This window comes from Streptomyces sp. NBC_01669 (genome assembly GCF_026339735.1).
Classification (GTDB): domain Bacteria; phylum Actinomycetota; class Actinomycetes; order Streptomycetales; family Streptomycetaceae; genus Streptomyces; species Streptomyces yanii.
The window spans coordinates 4,702,959-4,729,626 of sequence record NZ_JAPEQG010000001.1; the positions used below are offsets into that span (position 1 = coordinate 4,702,959).

Here is a 26,668-nt window from a genome sequence, read left to right on the forward strand (position 1 = left end):
CCGGGGACGATGAGGTGGGGTTTCGATGAACGCGCCGTACGACGGTGATCGTGGTCAGGGTGCGGGCGGAGATGGTTCTTCCGGTGGCCCCCCGATGCCACCTGGCCCGGGCCAGGTGCCGCTGCCGCCCGACCCGTACCTCCAGGACGCGTACAACCGCGACCCTTACCGCGCTCAGGATCTGTCCGCCCAGGACCCGGTGACCGAGGCGCTGTACGACCGCGCCGCCCACCCGCCGCCACCCCCTGGCACGTACCAGCCGCCGCAGCCGCTCTACCAGCAGCCGCCTGCGGCGCAGTACGCCCCCGATCCACGCATCTGGGCGCAGACCCCGCCGCCCGAGCCCGACGGCCCGTCCCGGCACCTGCCGTACGGGGACGACGCGGCAACCACACAATTCGTCGGTGTGGACGACCTCGTCACCCAGGCATCCGAGCACCAGGAGCAACCGGACGCATTCGCTCACTTGTTCCGGGATCAGGAGGGCCCGGCCGGGTCCCCCGCTCCGTCCGAGCCAGAACCGGCTCCGGCCCCGGCACCCACTCCGCCGAAGTCCGGCGGCCGGGCCTCTGGCTTGCTGAAGTCCAGCGCGGTGATGGCGGCCGGCACACTCGTGTCCCGTCTTACCGGCTTCGTCCGCAGCCTGGTGATCACCGCCGCGCTGGGTGCGGCGCTCCTCGGTGACAGCTTCACCATCGCCTACACGCTGCCGACGATGATCTACATCCTCACCGTGGGCGGCGGGCTCAACTCGGTCTTCGTTCCTCAGCTCGTCCGTTCCATGAAGGACGACGAGGACGGCGGCGAGGCGTACGCCAACCGCCTGCTCACGCTCGTCATGGTCGCGCTCGGCGTGATCGTCGCGATCGCGGTCTTCGCTGCTCCCCTGCTGATCCATCTGATGTCGAGCACGATCGCGAACGATCCGGCGGCCGACAATGTGGCCACCACCTTCGCCCGGTACTGCCTGCCGACCATCTTCTTCATGGGCGTGCACGTGGTGATGGGCCAGATCCTCAACGCCCGCGGAAAGTTCGGCGCGATGATGTGGACCCCGGTACTCAACAACATCGTCATGATCTTCACGTTCGGCATGTTCATCTGGGTCTACGGCACCTCCGCCGAATCCCACATGGGTGTGCAGACGATTCCGCCGGAGGGCGTCCGGCTGCTGGGTATCGGCACACTGCTCGGCCTTGTCGTCCAAGCCCTGGCGATGATTCCGTATCTGCGCGAGGCCGGCTTCCGCTTCCGTCCGCGCTTCGACTGGAAGGGCCACGGACTCGGCAAGACGGTCAAGCTGGCCAAGTGGACCGTTCTGTTCGTCTTCGCCAACCAGGCCGGCGTGCTGGTCGTCACGCAGCTCGCAACCGCCGCCGGTAAGGCTTCCGACAGGAACGGCACGGGATTTCTCGCCTACTCCAATGCGCAGCTGATCTGGGGCATGCCTCAAGCGATCATCACCGTCTCGGTCATGGCAGCCCTGCTGCCCCGTATCTCCCGGGCCGCCCACGACAACGACCCCGGCGCGGTCCGCGACGACATCTCGCAGGGGCTGCGCAACTCCGCCGTGGCAATCGTGCCGGTCGCCTTCGCGTTCCTCGCGCTGGGCGTGCCGATGTGCACGCTGCTGTACTCCTCCAGCGGCACCGAGGCCGCCAGGTCCATGGGCTTCATCCTGATGGCGTTCGCCCTCGGTCTCATCCCGTACTCCGTGCAGTACGTGGTGCTCCGTGGCTTCTACGCCTACGAGGACACCCGCACGCCCTTCTACAACACGGTCATCGTCGCCGGGGTCAACGCCGCCGCTTCCGCTCTCTGCTACGCGCTGCTTCCGGCCCAGTGGGCGGTCGTAGGCATGGCGGCTTCGTACGGGCTGGCCTATGCCGTCGGCGTGGGCATCGCCTGGCGCCGACTGCGTAACCGGCTGGGCGGCGACCTGGACGGCGCACACGTCGTCCGTACCTACGCCCGCCTGTGTCTCGCGGCGATCCCTGCGGCGATCCTCGGCGGTGGCGTGGGCTTCGCACTGCTCCAGGGCCTGGGCGAGGGTGCCTTCGGTTCGCTGATCGCCCTGCTCTGCGGTGGGACCGTGCTGATGGGGGTCTTCTTCATCGCGGCGAAGCGCATGCGGATCGAGGAGATCAACGGCATGGTCGGGATGGTCCGCGGGCGGCTCGGACGCTGAAGATCAACCGGCCCGCACAACCATCGCCGCTCTCCGTGTGTCGTGCATAGCGCTGGAGTGTGGGCACAATTGGCGTGACTGTGCAGAGCTGGCTGGCATCGCGCAACGGATGGGGAGGCAGGAACGACGGTGGCGGAACGTAGCACGGCTGCCGTCGACGTGGCCGACAACAGCGGTGATGAGCCGCTGGCCGCCAAGGCGGACGAGGCCACGACCGACGGGACGGCAGAAGCCCAGGAATCGGCGGGCACCAGCCCCCAGGACGCAGACGATGAGCGAAGCAGCTCGGAGGCCGCCTCGGCGACCCCTGATCTGCACAGCGGCCACAGACTTGCCCAGCGCTACCGACTGGAAGAGTGCGTCACCCGACTGGACGGATTCAGCAGCTGGCGTGCTGTCGACGAGAAACTGCGCCGCGCGGTGGGCGTCCATCTGCTCCCCGCGGACCACCCGCGAGCCCGCTCCGTGCTGGCCGCGGCCCGGTCCTCCGCACTGCTCGGCGACCCCCGCTTCGTGCAGGTCCTGGACGCGGTCGAGGAGGACGACCTTGTCTACGTCGTCCATGAATGGCTTCCCGACGCCACCGAGCTCACGGCTCTGCTGGCCTCCGGCCCCATGGAGGCTCACGACGCGTACCAGTTGGTCAGTCAGATCTCCCAGGCCATGGCAGCCGCGCACCGCGAGGGCCTCGCGCATCTGAGGCTCACCCCGGGAGCGGTGCTGCGCAGCTCGACCGGTCAGTACCGGATCCGCGGCCTCGCCGTCAACTCCGCCCTGCGGGGCATCACCGCAGAGCGTCCGCAGCGCACGGACACGGAGGCGATCGGCGCCCTGCTCTACGCAGCGCTGACACAACGCTGGCCGTACGAGAACGACGCGTACGGTCTCTCCGGACTGCCCAAGGGCGTGGGGCTGATCGCACCCGACCAGGTGCGGGCCGGCGTACACCGCGGTCTCTCCGAGCTCGCCATGCGCGCCCTGGCCAACGACGGCGCCACCGCGTCCCGGCAGGAACAGCCGTGCACCACCCCGGACGAGCTCGCCAAGGCCGTCGCAGCGATGCCGCGCATCCGCCCGCCCGAGCCCACGTTCACGGCTCCGCCCGAGTACCAGCGGACGACCTACCAGCAGGGCACCTACGGACGTCCGTCCGCCCGTCCCGGCACAGCCGTGACTCAGCCCGTGATGGCCGCACCCCCGGCGCCGCTCCAGAGCCGCACCGGCAAGGTCCTCAAGTGGGCCGTGTCCGCATTGCTGATCGCGGCCCTGGGCCTCGGCAGCTGGCAACTCGCAGAGACGCTCCTCGACCGCGGCAACGACCCGGGGAACCCCGGCAGCACACAGACCAACCCGGAGAACGGTGACAAGCACGCTCCCGCTCCGACCAAGCCGCTGCGGATCGTCAAAGCGACGGAGTTCATGCCCGGCGGCTCGGGGATAAAGCAGGAGGACGTGCCCTATGCCGTGGACGGCAAGTCGGACACCGCCTGGGTCACCCCTCAGTACAAGGGCTACGCAAATTTCGGCAACCTCGCGAACCGCAAGCAGGGCAGCGGCATAGTCGTTGACCTCGGCAGTGTGCAGGACGTGAGAGGCATCAAGATCGAGATGTACCGCAGTGGTCAGAAGGCCGAAGTACTGGCCGCTGACAAGAGCGCATCCGCGCCGTCGTCCCTCGCCGACTTCTCGCAGCGCCTCACGAAGCTCGCTACGGCTGGGAACGGCCTGGAGAAGGACCTCGATGAACCGGTGCGAACCCGCTACATCCTGATCCACATCACCGAACTTCCGCCGGATGGGTCAGCGAGCCTCTTCCGCGGCGGCATCTCGGAGATCTCCGTTCTCGGCTGACGGCACAGGCCGACGGGAACGCATCCCGCCCGTCGGCCTGCTGCGCGAGCAGTAACGAATGACCGCAGCACTCATCGGACCAAGCTTCCTCATCTCTCTGACCCCGCTCGCCTGAATCGTGATAGACAGACGGACCTGACACACAGAGGGGGGAGGGGAGGTGGCCGCCGAGCCTTCAGAGCCACTCAGCGACTCAGACCTCCTCGCCCGTCACGTAGCCGGTGAACCGGATGCCTTCGGTGAGCTCGTACGGCGCCACCGCGACCGGCTTTGGGCCGTGGCACTGCGAACTCTGGGAGACCGCGAGGAAGCGGCCGACGCGGTTCAGGACGCCCTGGTCTCCGCCTTCCGAGCCGCTCATACCTTCCGCGGCCAGTCTGCCGTCACCACCTGGCTGCATCGCATCACGGTCAACGCCTGCCTCGACCGGGTTCGCAAGGCAGCGTCGCGCAAGACCTCACCCGTCGACGACACCGAGCGGCTCGAACAGCTCCTGGAGCCCCACGAGTCCGCTGAGGCACCGGCCGAGCGTCAGGATCTGCACCGCGAACTTCTGGTGGCGCTCGGCACGCTTCCCGCCGAACAACGGGCCGCACTGGTTCTCGTGGACATGCAGGGCTATCCCGTGGCGGAGGCCGCCCGCATCCTCGAGGTGCCGACCGGCACTGTGAAAAGCCGCTGTGCACGGGGCCGAGCTCGGCTGGCCCCCCTCCTCGCCCACCTCCGTGGTGAAGTCGGAGAGAGCGGTGAAGTCGGCACGGGAAGGAACCGGACGCAGAAGGCATCCGTCCCACCCGCATCGAGGCCAAGGGACGCAGAGACCAGTGATCCTGCTGGAGTGAAGGGCGGAGGTGGGCGCACATGACATCAACGACCGACACGACCCAGCACCCGGACGTCTCGGAGATCTCCGAGCTCACCGAAGGGCTGCTCTCGCCGTCCCGCACGGCGGAAGTGAGCCGCCACGTGGATGACTGCGCACTCTGTGGCGACGTCCGGTCCGCTCTCGAAGAGATCCGCGGACTGCTCGGCACTCTGCTCGCTCCCGCGCGCATGCCCAATGATGTCGCAGACCGTATCGATGCCGCGCTGGCCGCCGAGGCCTCTGTTTCACGTGAAACAGAGGCCGCCGCAGAGCAGGGTCAGGAAGCGGGAGACCAAGAGGCGCGGGGCCTGGAGGCCGAGAGCAGGGCAACTCAGTCCCACGTTGCGGACCGCCCATCGGGGCACCCCAGGGCCGCCGGCGGCCCTGGGCGCCGGTCGGCACGGCGCCGCCGCATCGTCCTCGGCACAGCGCTCGGCGCTGCGGCGGTGGGCATGAGCGTCCTCATGCTCCAGACGTCCCAGGACTCCTCAGGGTCCAAGTCGGCGGACATGGGCGTCAGTGCCTCGAAGGCGGGAGCGAGCGCATTTTCGGGCTCCCCACTCAGCCAGCGCGTACACACCCTCCTGAGTAATGCCGAGGCGTCCCCTCCCAAGCATCCCAAGGCTGCGAAGCAGGCGCCGTCCGTCGATGTCCAGTCGACCCCGGGGGGCGAGCATCCTGCCGCCTCAGCCTCCGACACACCGCTGCGTGCTCCCGTCGCGTCCGTCCCCGCCTGCGTACAGCTGAGCACCGGACGAAAGACTGCCGCACTCGCCGTCGAGGAAGGCACTTACGAGGGCACCAACGCCTTCCTCGTCGTTCTGCCGCACGAGACCGACGCCGCCCTCGTCCAGGCCTATGTCATCGATGCGAGCTGCGTCCGCACAGACCCTGCAGGCACGGGCGATCTTCTCCTGACCCGCACCTACGCTCGCCCCTGAGAATGGCACCGAACGGCGCTCCGGCACGTCGGGAATGCATCCCCCGTAGGATCCGTTGGGTGGGGTGAGAGTCGTTGAACCGACCCCAGTAGGCGTGGACAGTAGGCAGTCTGCAGAGACGAGGAAGAAACCCGTGAGCGACGTCCGTAATGTGATCATCATCGGCTCCGGCCCCGCGGGTTACACCGCCGCCCTTTACACCGCGCGTGCGTCGCTGAAGCCCCTGGTCTTCGAGGGCGCCGTCACCGCCGGTGGCGCGCTGATGAACACCACCGACGTGGAGAACTTCCCCGGATTCCAGGATGGGATCATGGGCCCCGAGCTCATGGACAACATGCGCGCCCAGGCGGAGCGCTTCGGCGCCGAGCTCATTCCCGACGATGTGATCGCCGTCGACCTCGCTGGTGACATCAAGACCGTCACCGACACAGCTGGCACAGTGCACCGCGCCAAGGCTGTCATCGTCACCACCGGCTCCCAGCACCGCAAGCTCGGTCTCCCCAACGAGGACGCGCTCTCCGGACGCGGCGTCTCCTGGTGCGCCACCTGTGACGGCTTCTTTTTCAAGGACCAGGACATCGCCGTGGTCGGCGGCGGCGACACGGCCATGGAAGAGGCGACGTTCCTCTCCCGCTTCGCCAAGTCGGTCACGATCGTCCACCGCCGCGACTCGCTGCGCGCCTCCAAGACCATGCAGGAGCGTGCCTTCGCTGACCCGAAAATCAAGTTCGCCTGGGACAGCGAAGTGGCCGGGGTACACGGCGAGCAGAAGCTCTCCGGTCTGACCCTGCGCAACACCAAGACCGGCGAGACGTCCGAGCTTGCGGTGACCGGTCTGTTCATCGCCGTCGGCCATGACCCGCGTACCGAGCTCTTCAAGGGGCAGCTCGACCTCGATGACGAGGGCTACCTCAAGGTCGACGCTCCCTCGACGCGCACCAACCTGACCGGCGTCTTCGGCGCCGGCGATGTCGTCGACCACACGTACCGGCAGGCCATCACCGCTGCCGGCACCGGCTGCTCCGCCGCCCTCGACGCCGAGCGCTTCCTTGCCGTGCTCGCAGACGAAGAAAAGGCCGCTGCGGCAGCCGTCTGATCCACGCCTCTCACCCCACACCCCCGCGAAGTTAAGGAGGCCGCCGTGGCCGGCGCCCTGAAGAACGTGACTGACGACTCCTTTGACGAGGACGTCCTGAAGAGCGAGAAGCCCGTACTGGTGGACTTCTGGGCAGCCTGGTGCGGCCCGTGCCGCCAGATCGCTCCCTCCCTGGAGGCAATCGCGGCCGAGCACGGCGACAAGATCGAGATCGTCAAGCTCAACATCGACGAGAACCCGGCGACCGCTGCCAAGTACGGCGTGATGTCGATCCCGACGCTGAACGTGTACCAGGGCGGCGAGGTCGCCAAGACCATCGTCGGCGCCAAGCCGAAGGCCGCGATCCTCCGCGACCTCGAAGGCTTCATCGCCGAGTAGGACCACGGTGCACTGTTCCACGTGAAACGGGTCCATCCCTTGAGGGGATGGACCCGTTTCACATTCTCCCGAGCTCTCGGATCACAGCGGGCGCAGTGCCGGTTCCTTCTGCACGACACCCAGCAACCGGTCCAGTGCCAGTTCGACGTCTTCCTTCCACGAGAGCGTCGTGCGCAGCTCCAGTCTCAGCCGTGGATGCACCGGGTGCGGGCGTACGGTCTTGAAGCCCACCGCCAGCAGATGGTCAGCCGGAAGTACACAGGCCGGCTCCTTCCACCGGGCATCACCGAACGCCTCGATCGCCTTGAATCCTCGCCGCAGCAGGTCCTTGGCGACGGTCTGCACCATGACCCGCCCCAGACCCTGCCCCTGATACCCGGGCATGATCCATGCGGTCATCAACTGCACGGCATCCGGGGACACGGGACTGGTGGGAAAGGCCGTCGAACGCGGCACATACGCCGGTGGCGCATAGAGAACGAAGCCGACCGGTACGTCGTCCACATAGACGACCCGGCCGCACGATCCCCATTCCAGCAGGACAGCCGAGATCCACGCTTCCTTTTCCAGCTCCGGAGTGCCTGCCTTTACCGCAGCTTCCCCACTGACCGGGTCAAGCTCCCAGAAGACACACGAGCGGCACCGCTTGGGGAGATCGGGAAGGTTATCCAGTGTGAGCGGTACGAGCCGCCGTCCCATGAAGGCTGTTCCTCGCTTCCTTCGCCCGCCGCATCACGTGCGGCGGTCAGTGCACTCCGTTCGCGGAGCAGGCCGCCGACAAACCCTCCGACGGCTCCCAAGCCCAGCCCCACTGTCACCAGTCGGCTGCGGCTCACTGATCGCATGGCCCTCCCTCCGCCGAGGTGGATCAAGCTGGATGTGCCATATCAGAACGAATCGTATCCACCCGGAGATGAAGCCGACACCGTGAGAAAGCAAAGGGCGGGCTGTGTTCCGGTAAGCACCCGAACACGGCCCGCCTCACGGCTCACTCGGCGGGTGTCAGCCCTCGCCGTCCTCGCCGTCCTCGGTCGGCTCCTCGGAGAGACGCCGCTCCAGCACGCGGCCCTCACCCGGCGCCAGACTGCCAAGAATGCGGTCCAGGTCTTCCATCGAGGCGAACTCGACGACGATCTTTCCCTTCTTCTGCCCGAGGTCGACCTTCACCCTGGTCTCGAAGCGGTCCGAGAGCCGGGAAGCGAGATCGGAGAGGGCGGGAGACAGCCGACCGCCGGCCCGGGGCCCCTTGGCCTTCGGGGTACTGGTGGTCCGGGAACCCATCAGGGTCACGATCTCCTCGACCGCACGCACCGAGAGGCCTTCGGCCACGATGCGATGGGCCAGTCGATCCTGCTCCTCGGAGTCGTCCACGGACAACAGCGCTCTGGCATGACCGGCCGACAGCACCCCGGCAGCGACCCTGCGCTGCACAGGCGGAGAGAGCCGCAGCAGACGCAGCGTGTTCGACACCTGCGGACGCGACCGTCCGATCCGGTCGGCCAGCTGGTCATGCGTGCACTTGAAGTCCTTGAGCAACTGGTCGTACGCGGCTGCCTCCTCCAGTGGGTTCAACTGAGCCCGGTGGAGGTTCTCCAGGAGTGCGTCCAGGAGCAGCTTCTCGTCGTCTGTGGCCCGCACGATGGCCGGGATGCGCTCCAGACCCGCCTCACGGCAGGCCCTCCAGCGCCGCTCGCCCATGATGAGCTCGTAGCGCTCCGGTCCCAGCTTCCGCACGACGACAGGCTGGAGGAGACCGACCTCCTTGATGGAGGTGACCAGCTCGGCAAGCGCGTCCTCGTCGAACACCTCGCGAGGCTGCCGGGGGTTCGGAGTGATGGAGCCGAGAAGCACCTCGGCGAAGTAGGCTCCCGCAGCGTCCGTCGCCCCGGAGGAGGCTTCGGGCTGCGAGACGGGCGCACTCGTCCCCGGTACAGCGGGAGCAGCCGCAAGCGTGGCCACCTTGGCCGCGGCCACCCCTCGCTCGGCGGTCATCACCGGGAGCGCGCCCGGTGAAGCCGCGCCCGGCTCGGAGGCCGGCACCTGACGCTCCTGCGGGGCAGCGGGAATCAGTGCGCCGAGCCCACGCCCCAATCCTCTACGACGCTCACTCACTGGATCCCCTCCGAAACGTTCTGCTGGCTGTTCTGGCTGCCCGAGTGGGCATGCTGGGCCTCGTAGTGCACCCCGACCCCCCGCAGGGCAATCTCACGAGCTGCTTCGAGATACGACAAGGATCCGCTGGAACCCGGGTCGTAGGTCAGCACGGTCTGCCCGTAACTCGGCGCCTCCGAGATTCGCACGGACCGGGGGATGCTCGTGCGCAGCACCTCCTTGCCGAAGTGGCTGCGCACCTCCTCCGCCACCTGGGAAGCGAGCCGGGTCCTGCCGTCGTACATGGTGAGAAGGATCGTCGACACATGCAGATCGGGGTTCAGGTGTCCCCGGACGAGATCGACGTTCCTCAGGAGCTGCCCCAGTCCTTCCAGCGCGTAATACTCGCACTGGATGGGGATCAGCACCTCGGCGCCCGCGACCAGGGCGTTGACCGTCAGCAGACCGAGCGAAGGCGGGCAGTCAATAAGGATGTAGTCCAGCGGCTGCTCATACGCCTGGATCGCTCGCTGCAGTCGACTCTCCCGCGCCACCAGCGACACCAGTTCGATCTCCGCACCGGCGAGATCGATGGTGGCGGGGGCGCAGAAGAGGCCTTCGACGTCCGGTACGGGCTGCACCACGTCGGAGAGCGGCTTGCTCTCCACCAGGACGTCATAGATAGAGGGAACTTCGGCATGGTGGTCGATACCCAGGGCCGTGGAGGCGTTTCCCTGCGGGTCGAGGTCGACCACCAGAACACGTGCACCGTGGAGTGCGAGCGAGGCGGCAAGGTTCACCGTCGTGGTCGTCTTACCCACTCCGCCCTTCTGGTTGGCCACCACCATGACGCGTGTCTGGTCAGGGCGGGGCAGCCCTTCGCCGGCGCGGCCGAGGGCCTCGACCGCCAGCTGGGCCGCACGACCGATGGGTGTGTCATCCATCGGCGGCGGTGTTTCACGTGAAACACCGTCCCCCGCCGATTCGGTTCGGGGACCGGGGACCGGATCGGTCATCGGTCCCGCGATGTTGGCGTCGGACCGCAAGGATTCACTCTCCTCGACTTCAGGCTCGCAATGAGCAGAGCCTGCCATGCTTTCGGGGTCGTGAACCAGCGAGGCCCGCTCTTCTGTGGATGAATCCACTTCTGTGGACAACTCCGTAGCCCTTACGGGCCTGCGATGGCGCGGAGCGGCAGCCTTTCGGCCGCGGCCGATGATTCCATGCAGCAGAGAGCGACGTTTCACGTGAAACACGATGCCCCTGCAGCCTAGCTACAGGGGCACGACACTCCGCACAGAGTGCGTATGGCTGCTTGTGCGGAGCATTACTGATAGGCAGCATGAACCGTACGTAATGACTGATTCCGCAGCGTGACTACCCGGGCTCAGCGCCGCCGTCGCGTGCGACTCGCCCTTGCAGCCTTGGCCCTCTTTGCGGCGAACCTCACACCGCCCGGGCTCTCACCGACCACCACGCGCACCACGGTGGACATCGGCTCGACCACGCCCTCCCCGACGTGCAGCACCTCGGTCTCCACCACTCCGAGCTTGCTCAGAGCGGCCCGCGCACCGTTGATCTCCTCCTCGGCGGTGTCGCCCTTGAGCGCCAGCATCTCCCCGTAGGGTCGCAGCAGCGGCACGCCCCAGCCGGCGAGTCGATCGAGTGGTGCCACGGCACGGGCTGTGACGACATGCACCGGTTGGAGCGTCCCGAGGACTTCCTCGGCCCGGCCACGGACCACGGTCACATGGTCCAGCCCGAGCAACTCGACGACTTCCTGGAGAAAGTTCGTCCGCCGAAGCAGCGGCTCCAGCAAGGTGATCTTCAAGTCGGGACGCACCAACGCCAGTGGAATCCCCGGGAGACCCGCCCCGGAGCCCACGTCGCAGACCGTGACACCTTCGGGCACCACTTCGGAGAGCACCGCGCAGTTCAGCAGATGCCGTTCCCACAGCCGGGGCACTTCGCGGGGACCAATCAGACCGCGCTTGACCCCGGCATCGGCAAGGAGTTCCGCGTACCGGACAGCCTCCGGGAAGAACTCACCGAAAACCGCCCGCGCCTCTTCAGGCGCCTGGGGAAGCTCTACTTCCGCCGTCACGGGAACCGTCCTTCCATACCGCACCACCGCACTGTGGGTGGCTGACTATCAGGCTGACAAAGATCGGCCCCGCCTGCGAACAGACGGGGCCGTCGGAACAAGGATCCGGTCAGGCCGGGAGAACGACGACGAAGCGCTGCGGCTCCTCGCCCTCCGACTCGCTGCGCAGACCTGCGGCCGCAACCGCATCATGCACAACCTTGCGCTCGAACGGTGTCATCGGTTCCAGCTTCACCGGCTCACCAGTCTTCTTGACCTCATCCGCGGCCTTGGCACCCAGCTCGGCCAGGACCGCGCGCTTCTTGGCCCGGAAGCCTGCGATGTCCAGCATCAGACGGCTGCGGTCACCGGTCTCCCGGTGCACAGCCAGCCGCGTCAGCTCCTGGAGCGCCTCCAGCACCTCACCGTCGCGGCCCACGAGCTTCTGCAGTTCACGTGCCGAGTCGCTGATGATCGAAACCGCGGCCCGGTCCGCCTCGACGTCCATGTCGATGTCACCGTCAAGGTCGGCGATGTCGAGCAGGCCCTCGAGGTAATCGGCTGCGATCTCCCCTTCCTGCTCAAGGCGGGTCAAGGTGTCGCTGCCCTCAGCGGCCGTGGAGGTGGTGCCTTCCGTCACGGATGGACTCCTTCTTACTTCTTGGACGGGTGCTTGGGCCGCTGCGGGCCCCTGCGCTGTCCGGACTTGGCTTGGCGTGAGGAGCCGGGCGCGGGCTTGCCCGCCGGCTTCGGCTTGTCGTCCTGCGGTGCGTCCTGCTTCTGCAGCGAGGTCTTGGCCTCCGACTCGGTGGAGTCGGTCTCCTTCGCCGCACCGGGCTGAGCAGCACCGGTCTGAGTCGTACCGCTCTGACGCTTCGCCTTGGTCTGGCGCTTGGGCTGCTGGCGCTTCTGTGCGGATCCGCCCTCGGCCTCGGCAAGAGCGGTGTCGCTCTTCGTCACCGTGCCGTCCTCCTGGGTGGCAAGGCCGAGTTTGGCCAGCCCGGTGATGAACTTCCGCTCGATGTCGTTGCGGTCAGAGCCCTTGGCCACGATCCGCTTGACCGTGTTGCGCCTGGTCCGGCCGCGCACCTCCCCGTGAGTGGTGACGCTCTTCAGCAGACGTTCCAGGTACTGGTTCTGCGCCTTGCTGCCCGGGGTCGGGTTCTGGTTGATCACGTACATCTGCTGACCCATGGTCCAGACGTTCGTGGTCAGCCAGTAGACGAGGACACCGACGGGGAAGTTGATGCCCATGACGGCGAAGATCAGCGGGAAGATGTACATCAGCATCTTCTGCTGCTGCATGTACGGCGTCTTGACCGTCAGGTCGACGTTCTTCGTCATGAGCTGGCGCTGCGTGAAGAACTGCGACGCCGACATCATGACGATCATGATCGCGGTGACGACGCGGACGTCGGTCAGCGAGGCACCGAGCGCTTCGACCTTGGCCGGGCTGTCCATGAACTTGGCGGCCAGCGGAGCACCGAAGATGTGTGCCTGCCGGGCGCTGTCGAGCAGCGGCTGGTCGATGACACCGATCGTCTTGCCCGAGGCGATGGCCGAGAGCACGTGATAAAGGGCGAAGAAGAACGGCGACTGCGCCAGGATGGGAAGGCACGAGGAGAGCGGGTTGGTACCCGTCTCCTTGTACAGCTTCATCATCTCTTCGGACTGACGCTGCTTGTCGCTCTTGTAGCGCTCCTGGATCGCCTTCATCTTCGGCTGGAGCACCTGCATGTTCCGGGTCGACTTGATCTGCTTAACGAAAAGCGGGATCAGACAGATCCGGATCAGCACCACAAGGGACACGATGGACAGGCCCCAGGCCCAACCCGTGTCATCGCCGAAGATCGCTCCGTACAGCGTGTGGAACTGGACGATGACCCACGAAACGGGGTAAGTGATAAAGCTGAACAGACTGGCAATCGTGTCCACTAATCAGGCTCCTTGAGCATTGGGCGAAGTCTCTGCGGCCGGGCTCGGGGGTTCGGAGGCCGTCCCCCCGGGAGGCACATCAGCGGCGGAGTCCCCGCCCTTGCTGCCACGCAGTGCATTACGCAGCAGTTCGTGCCAACGCGGACGTTTGCGTGGCGGAACATGGTCCACGCCGCCGGGTGACCACGGATTGCACCGCAGGATGCGCCATGCGGTCAGCGCGGTTCCCTTGATCGCTCCGTGCCGGTCGATCGCCGTATATCCATAGTGGGAACACGACGGGTAGTAACGGCAGACAGGCCCGAGGAGTGGGCTGATCGTCCACTGGTACAGCTTGATCAGAGCCAGCAGCGGGTACTTCATCGCGCGCCCCCTCCCAGCAGCCGCTGAAGGGCGGCGTCCAGGTCTCGGGCCAGCTGTTCATGGTCGGCGTCGCCCGATCCGGGCAGCGCTCGTACGACAACCAGGCTACCGGGGGGCAGCATGGCCAGACGATCGCGGACCAGATGGCGAAGCCTCCGCTTCACCGCTGTGCGTACGACCGCGCCACCCACGGCTTTGCTGACAACGAAACCCGCACGCGGCGGGGGAGCACTCTCCCCAGTCACGTGCGGGTCCGTTGCACCGCTGCGTAGATGGACGACGAGTAGCGGGCGTCCGGCCCGGCGTCCTCGACGTACTGCGGTCGCGAAGTCCTCGCGCCGCCTCAGCCGATTCTCGGTAGGCAGCACGTCATGACCTGTACGCGATCAGGCGGACAGGTTGGCGCGACCCTTGCCACGGCGGGACGCGAGAATCGCGCGGCCGGCACGGGTGCGCATACGCAGCCGGAAGCCGTGGGTCTTCGCGCGACGACGGTTGTTCGGCTGGAAGGTGCGCTTGCTCACTCGGGGGCTCCAGAAATGATTGTGTGTTGGCGGGACATCGCCTGGCTGTCACCGTGCGCCCACGAGAGACTCGCGTAAACGCCTTAGTGCACCGCTTCACAATCACAGATCGTGATCTTTGCCCATCGGAGGCAGGCGGCAGCAGCCATCGACAACTCGACCTGGTCACGGTACGCGCGGCTACGCCATCCGGTCAAACCCGCCCCGCGACGACCCGCGCTGTACACAGCCTGTGGACAACGACTTGAACCTCGCGGGTCGGCCTGACTACCGTGGTTGGACTGCGGTTCTTTTTCTTCCCGCCTGCCGGGCCTCACCCGTCCCGACCCATCCCGTCCCGAGAACCACACATTCGTGGGACCAGCGAGAGAGCGTGCCTTGTGGCTGACGTACCTGCCGATCTTGCCGCAGTGTGGCCACGAGTGCTGGAGCAACTCCTCACGGAGGGCCAGCAGGGCATCGAGCCGAAGGACAAGCAGTGGATCGAGCGCTGCCAGCCGCTCGCGCTGGTCGCCGACACCGCGCTGCTCGCCGTGCCCAACGAATGGGGCAAGCGCGTTCTCGAGGGACGGCTTGCGCCGCTCATCAGCGAGACCCTGAGCCGCGAATGCGGACGCCCGATCCGGATCGCGATCACCGTCGACGACTCGGCGGGCGAGCCGCCGACCCCGCCGGCGCCCCCGATGCACCAGTCCCAGCAGCCGCAGCAGCACCGCTACCAGGGACCCCAGCACGACGAGCGGCAGCACAGCGACGCCTACGACGGATACGGCCACCGGCCCTCGGACGACGGCATGCCGACGGCCCGCCCCGCCTACCCCGACTACCAGCAGCAGCGCCCCGAGCCCGGAGCCTGGCCGCGCACCCAGGAGGACCTCTCCTGGCAGCAGCCCCGGCTCGGCGGATTCCAGGAGCGCGACGCGTCCGCGGAGCAGTGGCGTGAGCCACAGCACGACTACCGCCCCCAGCAGCACGACTACAGGTCCCAGCCGCCCGAGCGCCAGGGTTACGAGCAGCAGCGTCCCGAGCGCCACGAGATGCCGGACCTCCAGCCCCAGCACCGGCATGGCGGTCCCGGTACCGGACGCCCCGGCGGCGCCACCGGACCGATGGGTGCACAGCCCGCACCCGCACCCGGTCCCGGCGAGCCCCATGCCCGGCTGAATCCGAAGTACCTCTTCGACACCTTTGTCATCGGCGCGTCCAACCGATTCGCGCACGCCGCCGCCGTCGCCGTCGCCGAGGCGCCCGCGAAGGCGTACAATCCCCTCTTCATCTATGGGGAGTCGGGGCTCGGCAAGACCCACCTGCTGCATGCCATCGGGCACTACGCGCGCAGTCTCTATCCGGGCACCCGGGTGCGGTATGTGAGCTCCGAGGAGTTCACCAACGAGTTCATCAACTCGATCCGCGACGGCAAGGGCGACACCTTCCGCAAGCGGTACCGCGACGTGGACATCCTGCTGGTCGACGACATCCAGTTCCTGGCGAGCAAGGAGTCGACGCAGGAGGAGTTCTTCCACACCTTCAACACGCTCCACAACGCCAACAAGCAGATCGTGCTGTCCTCGGACCGGCCGCCCAAGCAGCTGGTCACCCTGGAGGACCGGCTGCGGAACCGTTTCGAGTGGGGTCTGACCACCGATGTGCAGCCGCCGGAGCTGGAGACGCGCATCGCGATCCTCCGTAAGAAGGCGGTGCAGGAGCAGCTCAACGCCCCGCCGGAGGTCCTGGAGTTCATCGCCTCCCGCATCTCCCGCAACATCCGGGAGCTTGAAGGAGCGTTGATCCGGGTGACGGCCTTCGCCAGCCTCAACCGGCAGCCGGTGGATCTCGGGCTGACCGAGATCGTGCTGAAGGACCTGATCCCGGGTGGCGAGGACTCGGCTCCGGAGATCACGGCGACGGCCATCATGGCGGCGACCGCCGACTACTTCGGTCTGACCGTGGAGGATCTCTGTGGATCCTCACGCAGCCGGGTGCTGGTGACGGCTCGCCAGATCGCGATGTATCTCTGCCGTGAGCTGACGGATCTCTCACTGCCCAAGATCGGCGCGCAGTTCGGCGGCCGCGACCACACAACGGTGATGCACGCGGACCGCAAGATCCGTGCGCTGATGGCGGAGCGACGCTCCATCTACAACCAGGTCACCGAGCTCACCAACCGCATCAAGAACGGCTGACAGAACGCCGGTACGGCTTCTGGCACGACTTCATGCACGGCGCCGAGGGCGCCCCTGCCTGACTTCCACACAAGTCCGGCAAGGGCGCCCTTCGTCGTTTCCTGCCCACATCCACGGGCCCAGGGCATGCCTCGGCGTGGTCCTGTCCTGCCGACCATCGGCAGCACTTCTGCCGGCCTCCGGAACGCCTCCGCGGGGCTGCCAAGACGCCTCGGCGGAGCTTCCAGAGGCCTCCCGGAGCTCTTCGCGGCGCCATCCGCACGCCTCCGCCCCGGCCCCGGTGTTCGAATACACGCCGCCGACCTGCGGTTCTCCACAGATCTGGGGAAAATTTCCTCTCCACAGCCTGGGGATCGCGAAGTTGTCCATATTGCTTCCACAGGGGCGACTGCCGATACTCCATCAGGCCAGGTCAAGGGCCTGGGGATTTGTGGTCAACAGTGATCCACAGCCTGTGGACAAAATATTCATCCACAGAGCCCCTCCGATGTTGTCCACCGGCGGCCCACAGGCCGGGCTGCGTTGTCCCCAGCTTCTCCACACCCCTGTCCACTGTTCGGCAACACAACACCCGCATTCACCGCGCGGAGTGAAAGGCGTCACACCAAGGAGCCTGGTTGGGCTGTGGGGAACCTGGGTAAAGCTGGGGACAGCCCTGGGGAGAACCACCCCTGTCCTGTGCATCGGGTGTGCAGAACTTTTGCGTGTCCACAGAAACGCCGGGTTGTCCACCGATGCCACCCACAGGACCAGTGGATAAAAAAGCGTGCCTGACCTGCGAAAACGACGTTATCCACGGTTTCCACAGGACCTACTACTACTGCCACATAGAGTTAGCTCGGATTCCGCTTCGAAGTGGGTGCTGTGCACAACTCGGCGCCGGAGCTCTCCAAACCTCTTGTCGCGACTTGACCCCGAGCAGCACCGAGTGTCGGTGCCGTAGGTCAGACTGGTCCCCGGACGTCCTCCGCCTGCCATCGGCGGAGCGACCCCGAGCAGACGACGAAGGCCAGCAGGGCGAGCGAGCAACAGCAGGAGGCGGTTCCGGTGAAGATCCGGGTGGAGCGCGATGTACTCGCGGAGGCGGTGGCCTGGGTGGCCCGCAGCCTTCCGGCCCGTCCGCCGGCGCCCGTTCTTGCGGGCCTTCTTCTGAGGGCCGAGGACGGCGCGCTCAGCTTCTCCAGCTTCGACTACGAGGTCTCGGCCCGGGTCTCGGTGGACGCCGAGGTCGAGGAGGACGGCACGGTGCTGGTCTCCGGCCGGCTGCTCGCCGACATCTGCCGCGCCCTCCCCAACCGACCGGTGGAGATTTCCACCGACGGTGTACGGGCCACCGTGGTCTGCGGCTCCTCGCGATTCACACTCCACACCCTTCCTGTGGAGGAGTACCCGGCGCTGCCGCAGATGCCGACGGCGACGGGCACGGTCCCCGGCGAGGTCTTCGCCTCGGCCGCCGCCCAGGTCGCCATCGCCGCGGGCCGCGACGACACCCTGCCCGTCCTGACCGGCGTGCGGATCGAGATCGAGGGCGACACCGTCACCCTGGCGTCCACCGACCGCTACCGCTTCGCGGTCCGCGAGTTCCTGTGGAAGCCGGAGAACCCGGACGCCTCGGCCGTCGCCCTGGTGCCCGCCAAGACGCTGCTGGACACGGCCAAGGCCCTGACCAGCGGTGACACGGTGACGCTGGCGCTGTCCGGCTCCGGTGCCGGTGAAGGTCTGATCGGTTTCGAGGGCGCGGGTCGGCGTACGACCACGCGACTGCTCGAAGGCGATCTGCCGAAGTACCGGACGCTGTTCCCCACCGAGTTCAACTCGGTCGCCGTCATCGAGACCGCCCCGTTCGTCGAGGCCGTCAAGCGTGTGGCCCTCGTCGCCGAGCGGAACACCCCGGTGCGGCTCAGCTTCGAGCAGGGCGTGCTGATCCTCGAAGCCGGATCCAGCGACGATGCACAGGCTGTGGAGCGCGTCGACGCCGTGCTGGACGGTGACGACATCTCGATCGCCTTTAACCCGACCTTCCTGCTCGACGGGCTCAGCGCGATCGACTCCCCGGTCGCCCAGCTCTCCTTCACGACGTCCACCAAGCCTGCGCTGCTCAGCGGTCGGCCGGCTGTGGATGCCGAGGCGGATGACGCGTACAAGTACCTGATCATGCCGGTCCGCCTCTCCGGCTGATCCGGCCACCGGTCCTGTCACGGCAGCTTCCGACGGGCACGCTCAGCGCCGAGCATGCCCGTCGGTCTGTCCCCGGCCGGGCGTAGGCTCGGCCTTGGGTACGAATCGGCACAACGCTTAAGGAATCTCTGATGGAGCTCGGTCTCGTCGGCCTCGGCAAGATGGGCGGCAACATGCGCGAGCGCATCCGCCGCGCAGGCCACACCGTCATCGGTTACGACCGCAACCCGGACGTCTCCGATGTCCACAGCCTCGAAGAGCTTGTGGGCAAGCTGAAGGGCCCACGGGTCATCTGGGTGATGGTCCCGGCCGGTGCCGCGACCCAGTCCACGATCGACGAGCTGGCCGCGCTGCTCTCGCCCGGCGACATCGTCGTGGACGGCGGGAACTCCCGCTGGACGGACGACGAGAAGCACGCGGTCGAGCTGGGAATCAAGGGCATCGGCTTCGTCGACTGCGGTGTCTCGGGCGGCGTCTGGGGCCTGGAGAACGGCTACGCGCTGATGTATGGCGGCGACGCCGAGAACGTGGCGAAGGTCCAGCCGGTCTTCGACGCGCTGAAGCCGGAGGGTGACTTCGGTTCCGTCCATGCGGGCAAGGTCGGCGCCGGCCACTTCGCGAAGATGGTCCACAACGGCATCGAGTACGCCATGATGCAGGCCTATGCCGAGGGCTGGGAGCTGCTGGAGAAGGTCGACTCCGTCACCGATGTCCGTGAGGTCTTCCGATCCTGGCAGGAGGGCACGGTCATCCGTTCCTGGCTGCTCGACCTGGCGGTCAACGCGCTGGACGACGACGAGCACCTCGACAAGCTCCGTGGCTTTGCAGCCGACTCTGGTGAGGGCCGGTGGACGGTGGAGGCTGCGATCGACAACGCGGTGCCGCTGCCCGCGATCACCGCGTCGCTCTTCGCGCGATTCGCCTCGCGCCAGGACGACTCCCCGCAGATGAAGATGATCGCCGCGCTGCGCAACCAGTTCGGTGGCCACGCGGTCGAGAACAAGAAGTAGCCGCACCGAGGGCGGGCCGGACCATATCACCGGCCCGCGCTGCGGAGCACGGAGCAGGAAGCCGGGAAGGTCGGCATACACCCATGCATGTCACGCATCTCTCGCTGGCCGACTTCCGCTCGTACGCCCGGGTCGAGGTACCTCTCGACCCGGGCGTCACCGCGTTCGTGGGGGCGAACGGTCAGGGCAAGACGAATCTGGTCGAGGCCGTCGGTTACCTCGCGACGCTCGGTAGCCATCGTGTCTCCTCCGATGCGCCGCTGGTGCGGATGGGCGCGGACCGGGCCGTCATCCGGGCCGCCGTCACCCAGGGCGAGCGCGCGCAGCTGATCGAGCTGGAGCTCAATCCGGGGAGGGCCAATCGCGCCCGGATCAATCGATCGTCGCAGGTCAGGCCCCGTGACGTGCTGGGGATCGTACGGACTGTGCTGTTCGCGCCGGAGGATCTGGCGCTCGTCAAGGGCGATCCGGGGGAGCGTCGGCGCTTTCTCGACGAGCTGATCACTGCGCGTTCGCCGCGGATGGCCGGGGTCCGTTCGGACTACGAGCGGGTGCTGAAGCAGCGCAACACCCTGCTGAAGTCCGCGGCGATGGCGCGCAGGCACGGCGGCAGGTCGATGGATCTGTCCACCCTCGACGTGTGGGACCAGCATCTGGGCCGGGTGGGCGCGGAGCTGCTGGCGCAGCGGCTGGATCTGATCGCGACCCTGCACCCGCTGACGGACAAGGCGTACGCGGATGTCGCGCCCGGTGGTGGCCCGGTGACGCTGGAGTACCGCAGTTCGGTCGGTGCGGGCGTGGAGCCCGCCCGTACCCGTGACGAGCTGTACGAGCAGCTGCTCGCTGCACTCGCGGAGGTCCGCAAACAGGAGATCGAGCGCGGCGTGACGCTGGTCGGTCCGCACCGTGACGATCTGCTGCTGGGACTGCGCGGGATGCCCGCCAAGGGGTACGCGAGCCATGGCGAGTCCTGGTCGTACGCGCTGGCGCTGCGGCTTGCCTCGTACGATCTGCTGCGCACCGAGGGCAATGAGCCGGTGCTCGTGCTGGACGATGTCTTCGCCGAGCTGGATGCGCGGCGCCGGGAGCGGCTGGCGGAACTGGTCGCTCCGGGTGAGCAGGTGCTGGTGACGGCGGCGGTGGACGATGACGTTCCGGGGGTGCTGGCGGGAACGCGGTATGCGGTGTCGGCGGGCGAGGTGAAGCGGATATGAGCGGCTCCGTCGATCCGGCGAAGGGTGCTGCCGGCGGCCCGCAGGAGCCGTTGGGCGAGGCGAAGCAGCCGGAGGCGTCCGGTGTCGATCTGGCGCGGGTCGCCCTGCGTGCGGCGAAGGAGCAGGCTCGGGCGCGCGGGGCTGCGGCGCAGCAGAAGAAACAGGCCAGACGGGGCGGGGGGCTGCGTTCCGGCGCGCGGGCGGACGGGCGCGATCCGTTGCCGCTGGGCGCCGCGATCAATCGTCTGATCACCGAGCGCGGCTGGGAGACCCCCGCGGCGGTGGGCGGTGTGATGGGCCGCTGGCCGCAGATCGTCGGTGAGGATCTGGCCAATCATTGTGTGCCGCTGCGGTACGACGAGGCCCCCGAGGAGCGGGTGCTCACGGTGCAGTGCGATTCGACGGCCTGGGCGACGCAGCTGCGGCTGCTGGCGCCGCAGCTGGTCGCCCGGCTGAACGCGGATCTGGGGCACGGAACTGTAAAGTTGATCAAGGTTCTGGGGCCGGGTGGTCCGCAGCGCAGATTCGGTCCGCTGCGTGCGCCGGGAAGCACCGGCCCGGGCGATACATACGGCTGACCTGGGCTTTTCTGTCCCTGCGTGGTTCTCTTCCCGATGTCGGCAGCTGCCGTTCCGCAGTCCGGAGAAGTTCGGCTGGGGTGGTGTGCTGCCTTCTCTGCGGTGTTGTCCGCTGCTTCCGTGATGTACGGGTCTGTGCAGGTTGAAACCTTGCGGTGCGGCCGGGGCGTCCCTCACTGTAGCGAGAGGTTGACAGGCCGAAGCGCTCAATGCCCGCGTGAGCCTCTTGGGGCCCCATCCCGAATATGGGGAGTCGTCAGGCGCTCATTCAGGGCGGCACATGCGGACTCAGGTACCGGCAAACCCCCATTCGTGTCGGCGCTACCGGTAGACTGGTGAACAATCCCGCATCCTTGCGGGAGTCGTCGATACAAGCCGAACGACGCAGCCGCTCCCGCTTGTCCGGAGAACGGCCTGTGCTGTGCCAGAAAGGGCGCTTCGTGGCCGATTCCGGCAACCCCAACGAGAACATTCCGTCCACACCCGGTGAGAGCGGCGAGGCAGCTTCCTCGTACGACGCCAGCGCGATCACCGTCCTCGAGGGCCTGGACGCGGTCCGCAAGCGACCTGGCATGTACATCGGCTCGACCGGTGAGCGTGGACTTCACCACCTTGTGCAAGAGGTCGTCGACAACTCGGTCGATGAAGCCCTGGCCGGGCACGCGGACACCATCGACGTCACGATCCTTGCCGACGGCGGGGTCCGAGTGATCGACAACGGTCGCGGTATCCCCGTCGACATCGTGCCGTCGGAGAAGAAGCCCGCGGTCGAGGTCGTGCTGACGGTGCTGCACGCCGGCGGCAAGTTCGGCGGCGGCGGATATGCCGTCTCCGGCGGTCTGCACGGTGTCGGTGTCTCCGTCGTGAACGCCCTGTCGACGCGCGTCTCGGTCGAGGTCAGGAGGGACGGCTACCGCTGGACCCAGGACTACAAGCTCGGTGTGCCCACGGCGCCGCTGGCCCGTAACGAGGCCACCGACAGGACCGGCACGACCGTCACCTTCTGGGCCGACGGCGACATCTTCGAGACCACCGAGTACTCCTTCGAGACGCTGTCGCGCCGCTTCCAGGAGATGGCGTTCCTCAACAAGGGCCTGACGATCAGGCTCACGGATGAGCGTGAGTCGGCGAAGGCGACGGCGGGCGCGGATGTCGCGGAGGCGGTCGAGGTCGCCGAGGAGGAAGCGGCCCGGACGGTCACGTACCACTACGAGGGCGGCATCGTCGACTTCGTGAAGTACCTCAACTCCCGCAAGGGCGACGTCATTCACCAGTCGGTGATCGACATCGAGGCCGAGGACAAGGAGCGACTCCTCTCGGCCGAGATCGCGATGCAGTGGAACACGCAGTACAGCGAGGGTGTCTACTCCTTCGCCAACACGATCCACACGCATGAGGGTGGTACGCACGAGGAGGGCTTCCGCGCGGCGCTGACCACGCTGGTCAACAAGTACGCGCGGGACAAGAAGCTGCTGCGCGAGAAGGACGACAACCTCACCGGTGACGACATCCGTGAGGGTCTGACGGCGATCATCTCGGTGAAGCTGGGCGAGCCGCAGTTCGAGGGCCAGACGAAGACCAAGCTGGGCAACACGGAGGCGAAGACCTTCGTCCAGAAAGTGGTCCACGAGCACCTCACGGACTGGTTCGACCGGAACCCGAACGAGGCCGCGGACATCATCCGCAAGGGCATCGCGGCAGCCACGGCCCGCGTTGCCGCCCGGAAGGCGCGCGACCTGACCCGTCGCAAGGGGCTCCTGGAGAGCGCCTCGCTGCCGGGCAAACTGAGCGACTGCCAGTCGAACGACCCGACGAAGTGCGAGATCTTCATCGTCGAGGGTGACTCCGCCGGTGGTTCGGCGAAGTCCGGCCGTAACCCGATGTACCAGGCCATCCTGCCGATCCGAGGCAAGATCCTGAACGTCGAGAAGGCCCGGGTCGACAAGATCCTGCAGAACACCGAGGTCCAGGCGCTGATCAGTGCCTTCGGCACGGGCGTGCACGAGGACTTCGACATCGAGAAGCTCCGCTATCACAAGATCATTCTGATGGCGGACGCCGACGTCGACGGTCAGCACATCAACACGCTGCTGCTGACGTTCCTCTTCCGCTTCATGCGGCCGCTGGTCGAGGCCGGCCATGTCTACCTCTCCCGCCCGCCGCTCTACAAGATCAAGTGGGGCCGCGACGACTTCGAGTACGCGTACTCGGACCGCGAGCGCGACGCCCTGGTCGAGCTCGGCAAGCAGAACGGCAAGCGGATCAAGGAAGACTCGATCCAGCGCTTCAAGGGTCTCGGTGAGATGAACGCCGAAGAGCTGCGCATCACGACGATGGACGTCGACCACCGCGTGCTCGGCCAGGTCACGCTGGACGACGCGGCGCAGGCCGACGACCTCTTCTCGGTGCTGATGGGTGAGGACGTCGAGGCACGGCGCTCGTTCATCCAGCGCAACGCCAAGGACGTCCGCTTCCTCGACATCTGAGTCGGCCGTACCAAGCAAGCCGCAGCTCGAAAGGACTTTGACCAGCAATGGCCGACGAGAACACCCCTGTCACCCCTGAAGAGGAACCCGCAGCCGCGGGTGTGGGCATGCGTGTCGAGCCCGTGGGGCTCGAGACGGAGATGCAGCGCTCCTACCTCGACTACGCGATGTCCGTCATCGTGTCGCGTGCGCTGCCGGACGTACGGGACGGTCTCAAGCCCGTCCACCGTCGTGTGCTGTACGCCATGTACGACGGCGGGTACCGGCCCGAGAAGGGCTTCTACAAGTGCGCCCGTGTCGTCGGTGACGTCATGGGTACGTACCACCCGCACGGCGACTCCTCGATCTACGACGCGCTCGTGCGACTGGCACAGCACTGGTCGATGCGCATGCCGCTGGTCGACTCCAACGGCAACTTCGGTTCTCCGGGCAACGACCCGGCCGCAGCCATGCGGTACACCGAGTGCAAGATGATGCCGCTGTCCATGGAGATGGTCCGGGACATCGACGAGGAGACCGTCGACTTCCAGGACAACTACGACGGCCGCAACCAGGAGCCGACGGTTCTGCCGGCGCGCTTCCCGAACCTGCTGGTCAACGGCTCCGCGGGCATCGCGGTCGGCATGGCGACCAACATCCCGCCGCACAACCTGCGCGAGGTCGCGGCCGGTGCCCAGTGGTATCTGGAGCACCCGGAGGCCTCGCACGAGGAGCTGCTGGACGCCCTGATCGAGCGGATCAAGGGCCCGGACTTCCCGACCGGAGCGCTCGTCGTCGGCCGCAAGGGCATCGAGGAGGCGTACCGCACGGGCCGTGGCTCCATCACGATGCGCGCGGTCGTCGCGGTCGAGGAGATCCAGAACCGGCAGTGCCTGGTCGTCACGGAGCTTCCGTACCAGACCAACCCCGACAACCTCGCGCAGAAGATCGCCGACCTGGTCAAGGACGGCAAGGTCGGCGGCATCGCGGACGTCCGCGACGAGACGTCCTCGCGCACCGGCCAGCGCCTCGTGGTCGTGCTGAAGCGGGACGCGGTCGCCAAGGTCGTACTCAACAACCTGTACAAGCACACCGATCTCCAGACGAACTTCGGCGCGAACATGCTGGCGCTGGTCGACGGGGTGCCGCGCACGCTGTCGATCGACGCGTTCATCCGCCACTGGGTGACGCACCAGATCGAGGTCATCGTCCGGCGTACGAGGTTCCGCCTGCGCAAGGCGGAGGAGCGGGCGCACATCCTGCGCGGTCTGCTCAAGGCACTCGACGCGATCGACGAGGTCATCGCCCTCATCCGGCGCAGCCAGACGGTCGAGATCGCGCGTGAGGGCCTGATGGGCCTGCTGGAGATCGACGAGATCCAGGCGAACGCGATTCTGGAGATGCAGCTGCGCCGACTGGCCGCGCTGGAGCACCAGAAGATCACGGCCGAGCACGACGAGCTCCAGGCGAAGATCAACGAGTACAACGAGATCCTGGCGTCGCCGGTACGGCAGCGGCAGATCGTCAGCGAGGAGCTGGCGGCGATCGTCGAGAAGTTCGGCGACGACCGGCGCTCCAAGCTGGTGCCCTTCGACGGTGACATGTCCATCGAGGACCTGATCGCCGAGGAGGACATTGTCGTCACCATCTCGCGCGGCGGCTATGTGAAGCGTACGAAGACGGACGACTACCGCTCGCAGAAGCGCGGCGGCAAGGGCGTCCGCGGCACGAAGCTCAAGGAAGACGACATCGTCGACCACTTCTTCGTGTCGACGACCCACCACTGGCTGCTGTTCTTCACCAACAAGGGTCGCGTCTACCGGGCCAAGGCGTACGAGCTTCCGGACGCCGGCCGGGACGCACGCGGTCAGCACGTCGCCAACCTGCTGGCCTTCCAGCCGGACGAGCAGATCGCAGAGATCCTGGCGATCCGGGACTACGAGGCCGCGCCCTATCTGATCCTCGCCACCAAGGGCGGCCTGGTGAAGAAGACCGCGCTGAAGGACTACGACTCCCCGCGTTCCGGCGGTGTCATCGCGATCAACCTCCGTGAGACGGAGGACGGCAGCGACGACGAGCTGATCGGTGCGGAGCTGGTCTCGGCCGAGGATGATCTGCTGCTTATCAGCAAGAAGGCGCAGTCCATCAGGTTCACTGCGACGGACGATGCGCTGCGCCCGATGGGCCGTGCGACCTCGGGCGTCAAGGGCATGAGTTTCCGCGAAGGCGACGAACTGCTCTCGATGAATGTCGTCAGGCCCGGTACGTTCGTGTTCACTGCCACCGATGGTGGGTACGCGAAGCGGACCCCCGTCGACGAGTACCGCGTTCAGGGTCGTGGCGGCCTGGGTATCAAGGCCGCCAAGATCGTGGAGGACCGGGGCTCGCTGGTCGGCGCGCTGGTGGTCGAGGAGACGGATGAAATCCTCGCCATCACGCTCGGCGGCGGTGTGATTCGTACGCGAGTCAATGAAGTCAGGGAGACGGGCCGTGACACCATGGGCGTCCAACTGATCAATCTGGGCAAGCGTGACGCGGTCGTCGGCATCGCACGTAACGCCGAGGCCGGCCGCGAGGCCGAAGAGGTCGACGGAGATGCGGATGCCGAGGCGACTGCCGAGGCGACCGCAGAGAACACTGTCGAGGGCACTGTCGAAGGCACGTCGCCTTCGGCCGGGGAGCACGAGGAGTAGAGCGTGAGTGGAGCCACGGGCGCCGGTTCGGC

22 protein-coding genes are annotated in these 26,668 nt (G+C 67.0%); 13 read left to right on the forward strand and 9 right to left on the reverse strand.

All coding sequences use genetic code 11. The features are described from left to right. The first annotated feature begins 25 nt into the window (after positions 1-25). The 6 genes from murJ to trxA all read left to right on the forward strand — a co-directional run bounded on the left by murJ (position 26) and on the right by trxA (position 7,319). Positions 26-2,188, forward strand: a complete 2,163-nt coding sequence (gene murJ, locus OG972_RS21060) for a murein biosynthesis integral membrane protein MurJ (protein WP_266983710.1) — start codon at positions 26-28, stop codon at positions 2,186-2,188. 129 nt (positions 2,189-2,317) lie between these two features. After that, positions 2,318-4,039, forward strand: coding sequence for a protein kinase family protein (locus OG972_RS21065; RefSeq protein ID WP_266983712.1), 1,722 nt, complete (start codon positions 2,318-2,320; stop codon positions 4,037-4,039). A gap of 160 nt (positions 4,040-4,199) precedes the next feature. After that, positions 4,200-4,904: an RNA polymerase sigma factor SigM gene (sigM, locus tag OG972_RS21070; protein ID WP_266983714.1), complete on the forward strand. Its 705-nt coding sequence runs from the start codon at positions 4,200-4,202 to the stop codon at positions 4,902-4,904. Continuing rightward, positions 4,901-5,845 carry a hypothetical protein gene (locus OG972_RS21075; RefSeq protein ID WP_266983716.1) on the forward strand — a complete coding sequence of 315 codons (945 nt, stop codon included), beginning with the start codon at positions 4,901-4,903 and terminating at the stop codon, positions 5,843-5,845. Before sigM ends, OG972_RS21075 begins: the two co-directional genes overlap by 4 nt. Positions 5,846-5,978: 133 nt before the next feature. After that, positions 5,979-6,941, forward strand: coding sequence for a thioredoxin-disulfide reductase (trxB, locus tag OG972_RS21080; RefSeq protein ID WP_266983718.1), 963 nt, complete (start codon positions 5,979-5,981; stop codon positions 6,939-6,941). A gap of 45 nt (positions 6,942-6,986) precedes the next feature. Continuing rightward, on the forward strand, positions 6,987-7,319 hold the full coding sequence (trxA, locus tag OG972_RS21085; protein ID WP_030930508.1) for a thioredoxin: 333 nt from the start codon (positions 6,987-6,989) through the stop codon (positions 7,317-7,319). Positions 7,320-7,400: 81 nt separating this feature from the next. Here the strand turns inward: trxA and OG972_RS21090 are convergent, their stop codons facing one another. From OG972_RS21090 to rpmH, 9 genes are all read right to left on the reverse strand, one after another. Next, complete coding sequence (locus OG972_RS21090) at positions 7,401-8,018, reverse strand: GNAT family N-acetyltransferase (protein WP_266983721.1); 618 nt, start codon at positions 8,016-8,018, stop codon at positions 7,401-7,403. A gap of 303 nt (positions 8,019-8,321) precedes the next feature. After that, positions 8,322-9,431: a ParB/RepB/Spo0J family partition protein gene (locus tag OG972_RS21095; protein WP_266983723.1), complete on the reverse strand. Its 1,110-nt coding sequence runs from the start codon at positions 9,429-9,431 to the stop codon at positions 8,322-8,324. Further along, on the reverse strand, positions 9,428-10,504 hold the full coding sequence (locus OG972_RS21100; protein ID WP_323135882.1) for a ParA family protein: 1,077 nt from the start codon (positions 10,502-10,504) through the stop codon (positions 9,428-9,430). Before OG972_RS21100 ends, OG972_RS21095 begins: the two co-directional genes overlap by 4 nt. Before the next feature lie 293 nt (positions 10,505-10,797). Beyond that, the gene (rsmG, locus tag OG972_RS21105; RefSeq protein ID WP_266983725.1) at positions 10,798-11,514 is read right to left on the reverse strand and encodes a 16S rRNA (guanine(527)-N(7))-methyltransferase RsmG; all 717 of its coding nucleotides are present in this window, start codon (positions 11,512-11,514) and stop codon (positions 10,798-10,800) included. A 109-nt stretch (positions 11,515-11,623) separates the two neighbouring features. Continuing rightward, positions 11,624-12,133, reverse strand: a complete 510-nt coding sequence (locus OG972_RS21110) for a R3H domain-containing nucleic acid-binding protein (protein WP_266983727.1) — start codon at positions 12,131-12,133, stop codon at positions 11,624-11,626. Between the two features lie 14 nt (positions 12,134-12,147). Further along, positions 12,148-13,428 (reverse strand): membrane protein insertase YidC, encoded by a 1,281-nt coding sequence (gene yidC / locus OG972_RS21115; protein ID WP_266983729.1) that lies wholly within the window; start codon positions 13,426-13,428, stop codon positions 12,148-12,150. Between the two features lie 3 nt (positions 13,429-13,431). After that, complete coding sequence (yidD, locus tag OG972_RS21120) at positions 13,432-13,791, reverse strand: membrane protein insertion efficiency factor YidD (RefSeq protein ID WP_078840445.1); 360 nt, start codon at positions 13,789-13,791, stop codon at positions 13,432-13,434. Further along, a complete protein-coding gene (rnpA, locus tag OG972_RS21125) occupies positions 13,788-14,159 on the reverse strand; it encodes a ribonuclease P protein component (protein WP_078840444.1) in 372 nt (123 codons plus the stop codon). Before rnpA ends, yidD begins: the two co-directional genes overlap by 4 nt. Positions 14,160-14,177: 18 nt before the next feature. Next, positions 14,178-14,315: a 50S ribosomal protein L34 gene (rpmH, locus tag OG972_RS21130; protein ID WP_030930485.1), complete on the reverse strand. Its 138-nt coding sequence runs from the start codon at positions 14,313-14,315 to the stop codon at positions 14,178-14,180. 380 nt (positions 14,316-14,695) lie between these two features. On the opposite strand from rpmH, the gene dnaA reads away from it, so the two are divergent. From dnaA to gyrA, 7 genes are all read left to right on the forward strand, one after another. Further along, the gene (dnaA, locus tag OG972_RS21135; RefSeq protein WP_323135883.1) at positions 14,696-16,498 is read left to right on the forward strand and encodes a chromosomal replication initiator protein DnaA; all 1,803 of its coding nucleotides are present in this window, start codon (positions 14,696-14,698) and stop codon (positions 16,496-16,498) included. A 1,047-nt stretch (positions 16,499-17,545) separates the two neighbouring features. Then, a complete protein-coding gene (gene dnaN, locus OG972_RS21140; RefSeq protein WP_266983733.1) occupies positions 17,546-18,676 on the forward strand; it encodes a DNA polymerase III subunit beta in 1,131 nt (376 codons plus the stop codon). Between the two features lie 131 nt (positions 18,677-18,807). Beyond that, a complete protein-coding gene (gnd, locus tag OG972_RS21145; protein ID WP_037702073.1) occupies positions 18,808-19,686 on the forward strand; it encodes a phosphogluconate dehydrogenase (NAD(+)-dependent, decarboxylating) in 879 nt (292 codons plus the stop codon). An 83-nt stretch (positions 19,687-19,769) separates the two neighbouring features. Continuing rightward, positions 19,770-20,900 carry a DNA replication/repair protein RecF gene (recF, locus tag OG972_RS21150; protein WP_266983737.1) on the forward strand — a complete coding sequence of 377 codons (1,131 nt, stop codon included), beginning with the start codon at positions 19,770-19,772 and terminating at the stop codon, positions 20,898-20,900. Beyond that, the gene (locus OG972_RS21155; RefSeq protein ID WP_266983739.1) at positions 20,897-21,478 is read left to right on the forward strand and encodes a DUF721 domain-containing protein; all 582 of its coding nucleotides are present in this window, start codon (positions 20,897-20,899) and stop codon (positions 21,476-21,478) included. Before recF ends, OG972_RS21155 begins: the two co-directional genes overlap by 4 nt. 416 nt (positions 21,479-21,894) lie before the next feature. Continuing rightward, positions 21,895-23,964 (forward strand): DNA topoisomerase (ATP-hydrolyzing) subunit B, encoded by a 2,070-nt coding sequence (gyrB, locus tag OG972_RS21160; RefSeq protein WP_323135884.1) that lies wholly within the window; start codon positions 21,895-21,897, stop codon positions 23,962-23,964. Positions 23,965-24,011: 47 nt separating this feature from the next. Further along, positions 24,012-26,636: a DNA gyrase subunit A gene (gene gyrA / locus OG972_RS21165; RefSeq protein ID WP_266983741.1), complete on the forward strand. Its 2,625-nt coding sequence runs from the start codon at positions 24,012-24,014 to the stop codon at positions 26,634-26,636. Positions 26,637-26,668: the final 32 nt, after the last annotated feature.

Bases quoted from the DNA above. Each gene is read 5' to 3' on its own strand.
- murJ (WP_266983710.1), top strand. From the start codon at position 26: ATGAACGCGCCGTACGACGGTGATCGTGGTCAGGGTGCGGGCGGAGAT.
- OG972_RS21075 (WP_266983716.1), top strand. From the start codon at position 4,901: ATGACATCAACGACCGACACGACCCAGCACCCGGACGTCTCGGAGATC.
- gyrA (WP_266983741.1), top strand. From the start codon at position 24,012: ATGGCCGACGAGAACACCCCTGTCACCCCTGAAGAGGAACCCGCAGCC.
- yidD (WP_078840445.1), bottom strand. From the start codon at position 13,791: ATGAAGTACCCGCTGCTGGCTCTGATCAAGCTGTACCAGTGGACGATC.
- OG972_RS21155 (WP_266983739.1), top strand. From the start codon at position 20,897: ATGAGCGGCTCCGTCGATCCGGCGAAGGGTGCTGCCGGCGGCCCGCAG.
- gnd (WP_037702073.1), top strand. From the start codon at position 18,808: ATGGAGCTCGGTCTCGTCGGCCTCGGCAAGATGGGCGGCAACATGCGC.
- OG972_RS21090 (WP_266983721.1), bottom strand. From the start codon at position 8,018: ATGGGACGGCGGCTCGTACCGCTCACACTGGATAACCTTCCCGATCTC.
- recF (WP_266983737.1), top strand. From the start codon at position 19,770: ATGCATGTCACGCATCTCTCGCTGGCCGACTTCCGCTCGTACGCCCGG.
- OG972_RS21100 (WP_323135882.1), bottom strand. From the start codon at position 10,504: ATGGCAGGCTCTGCTCATTGCGAGCCTGAAGTCGAGGAGAGTGAATCC.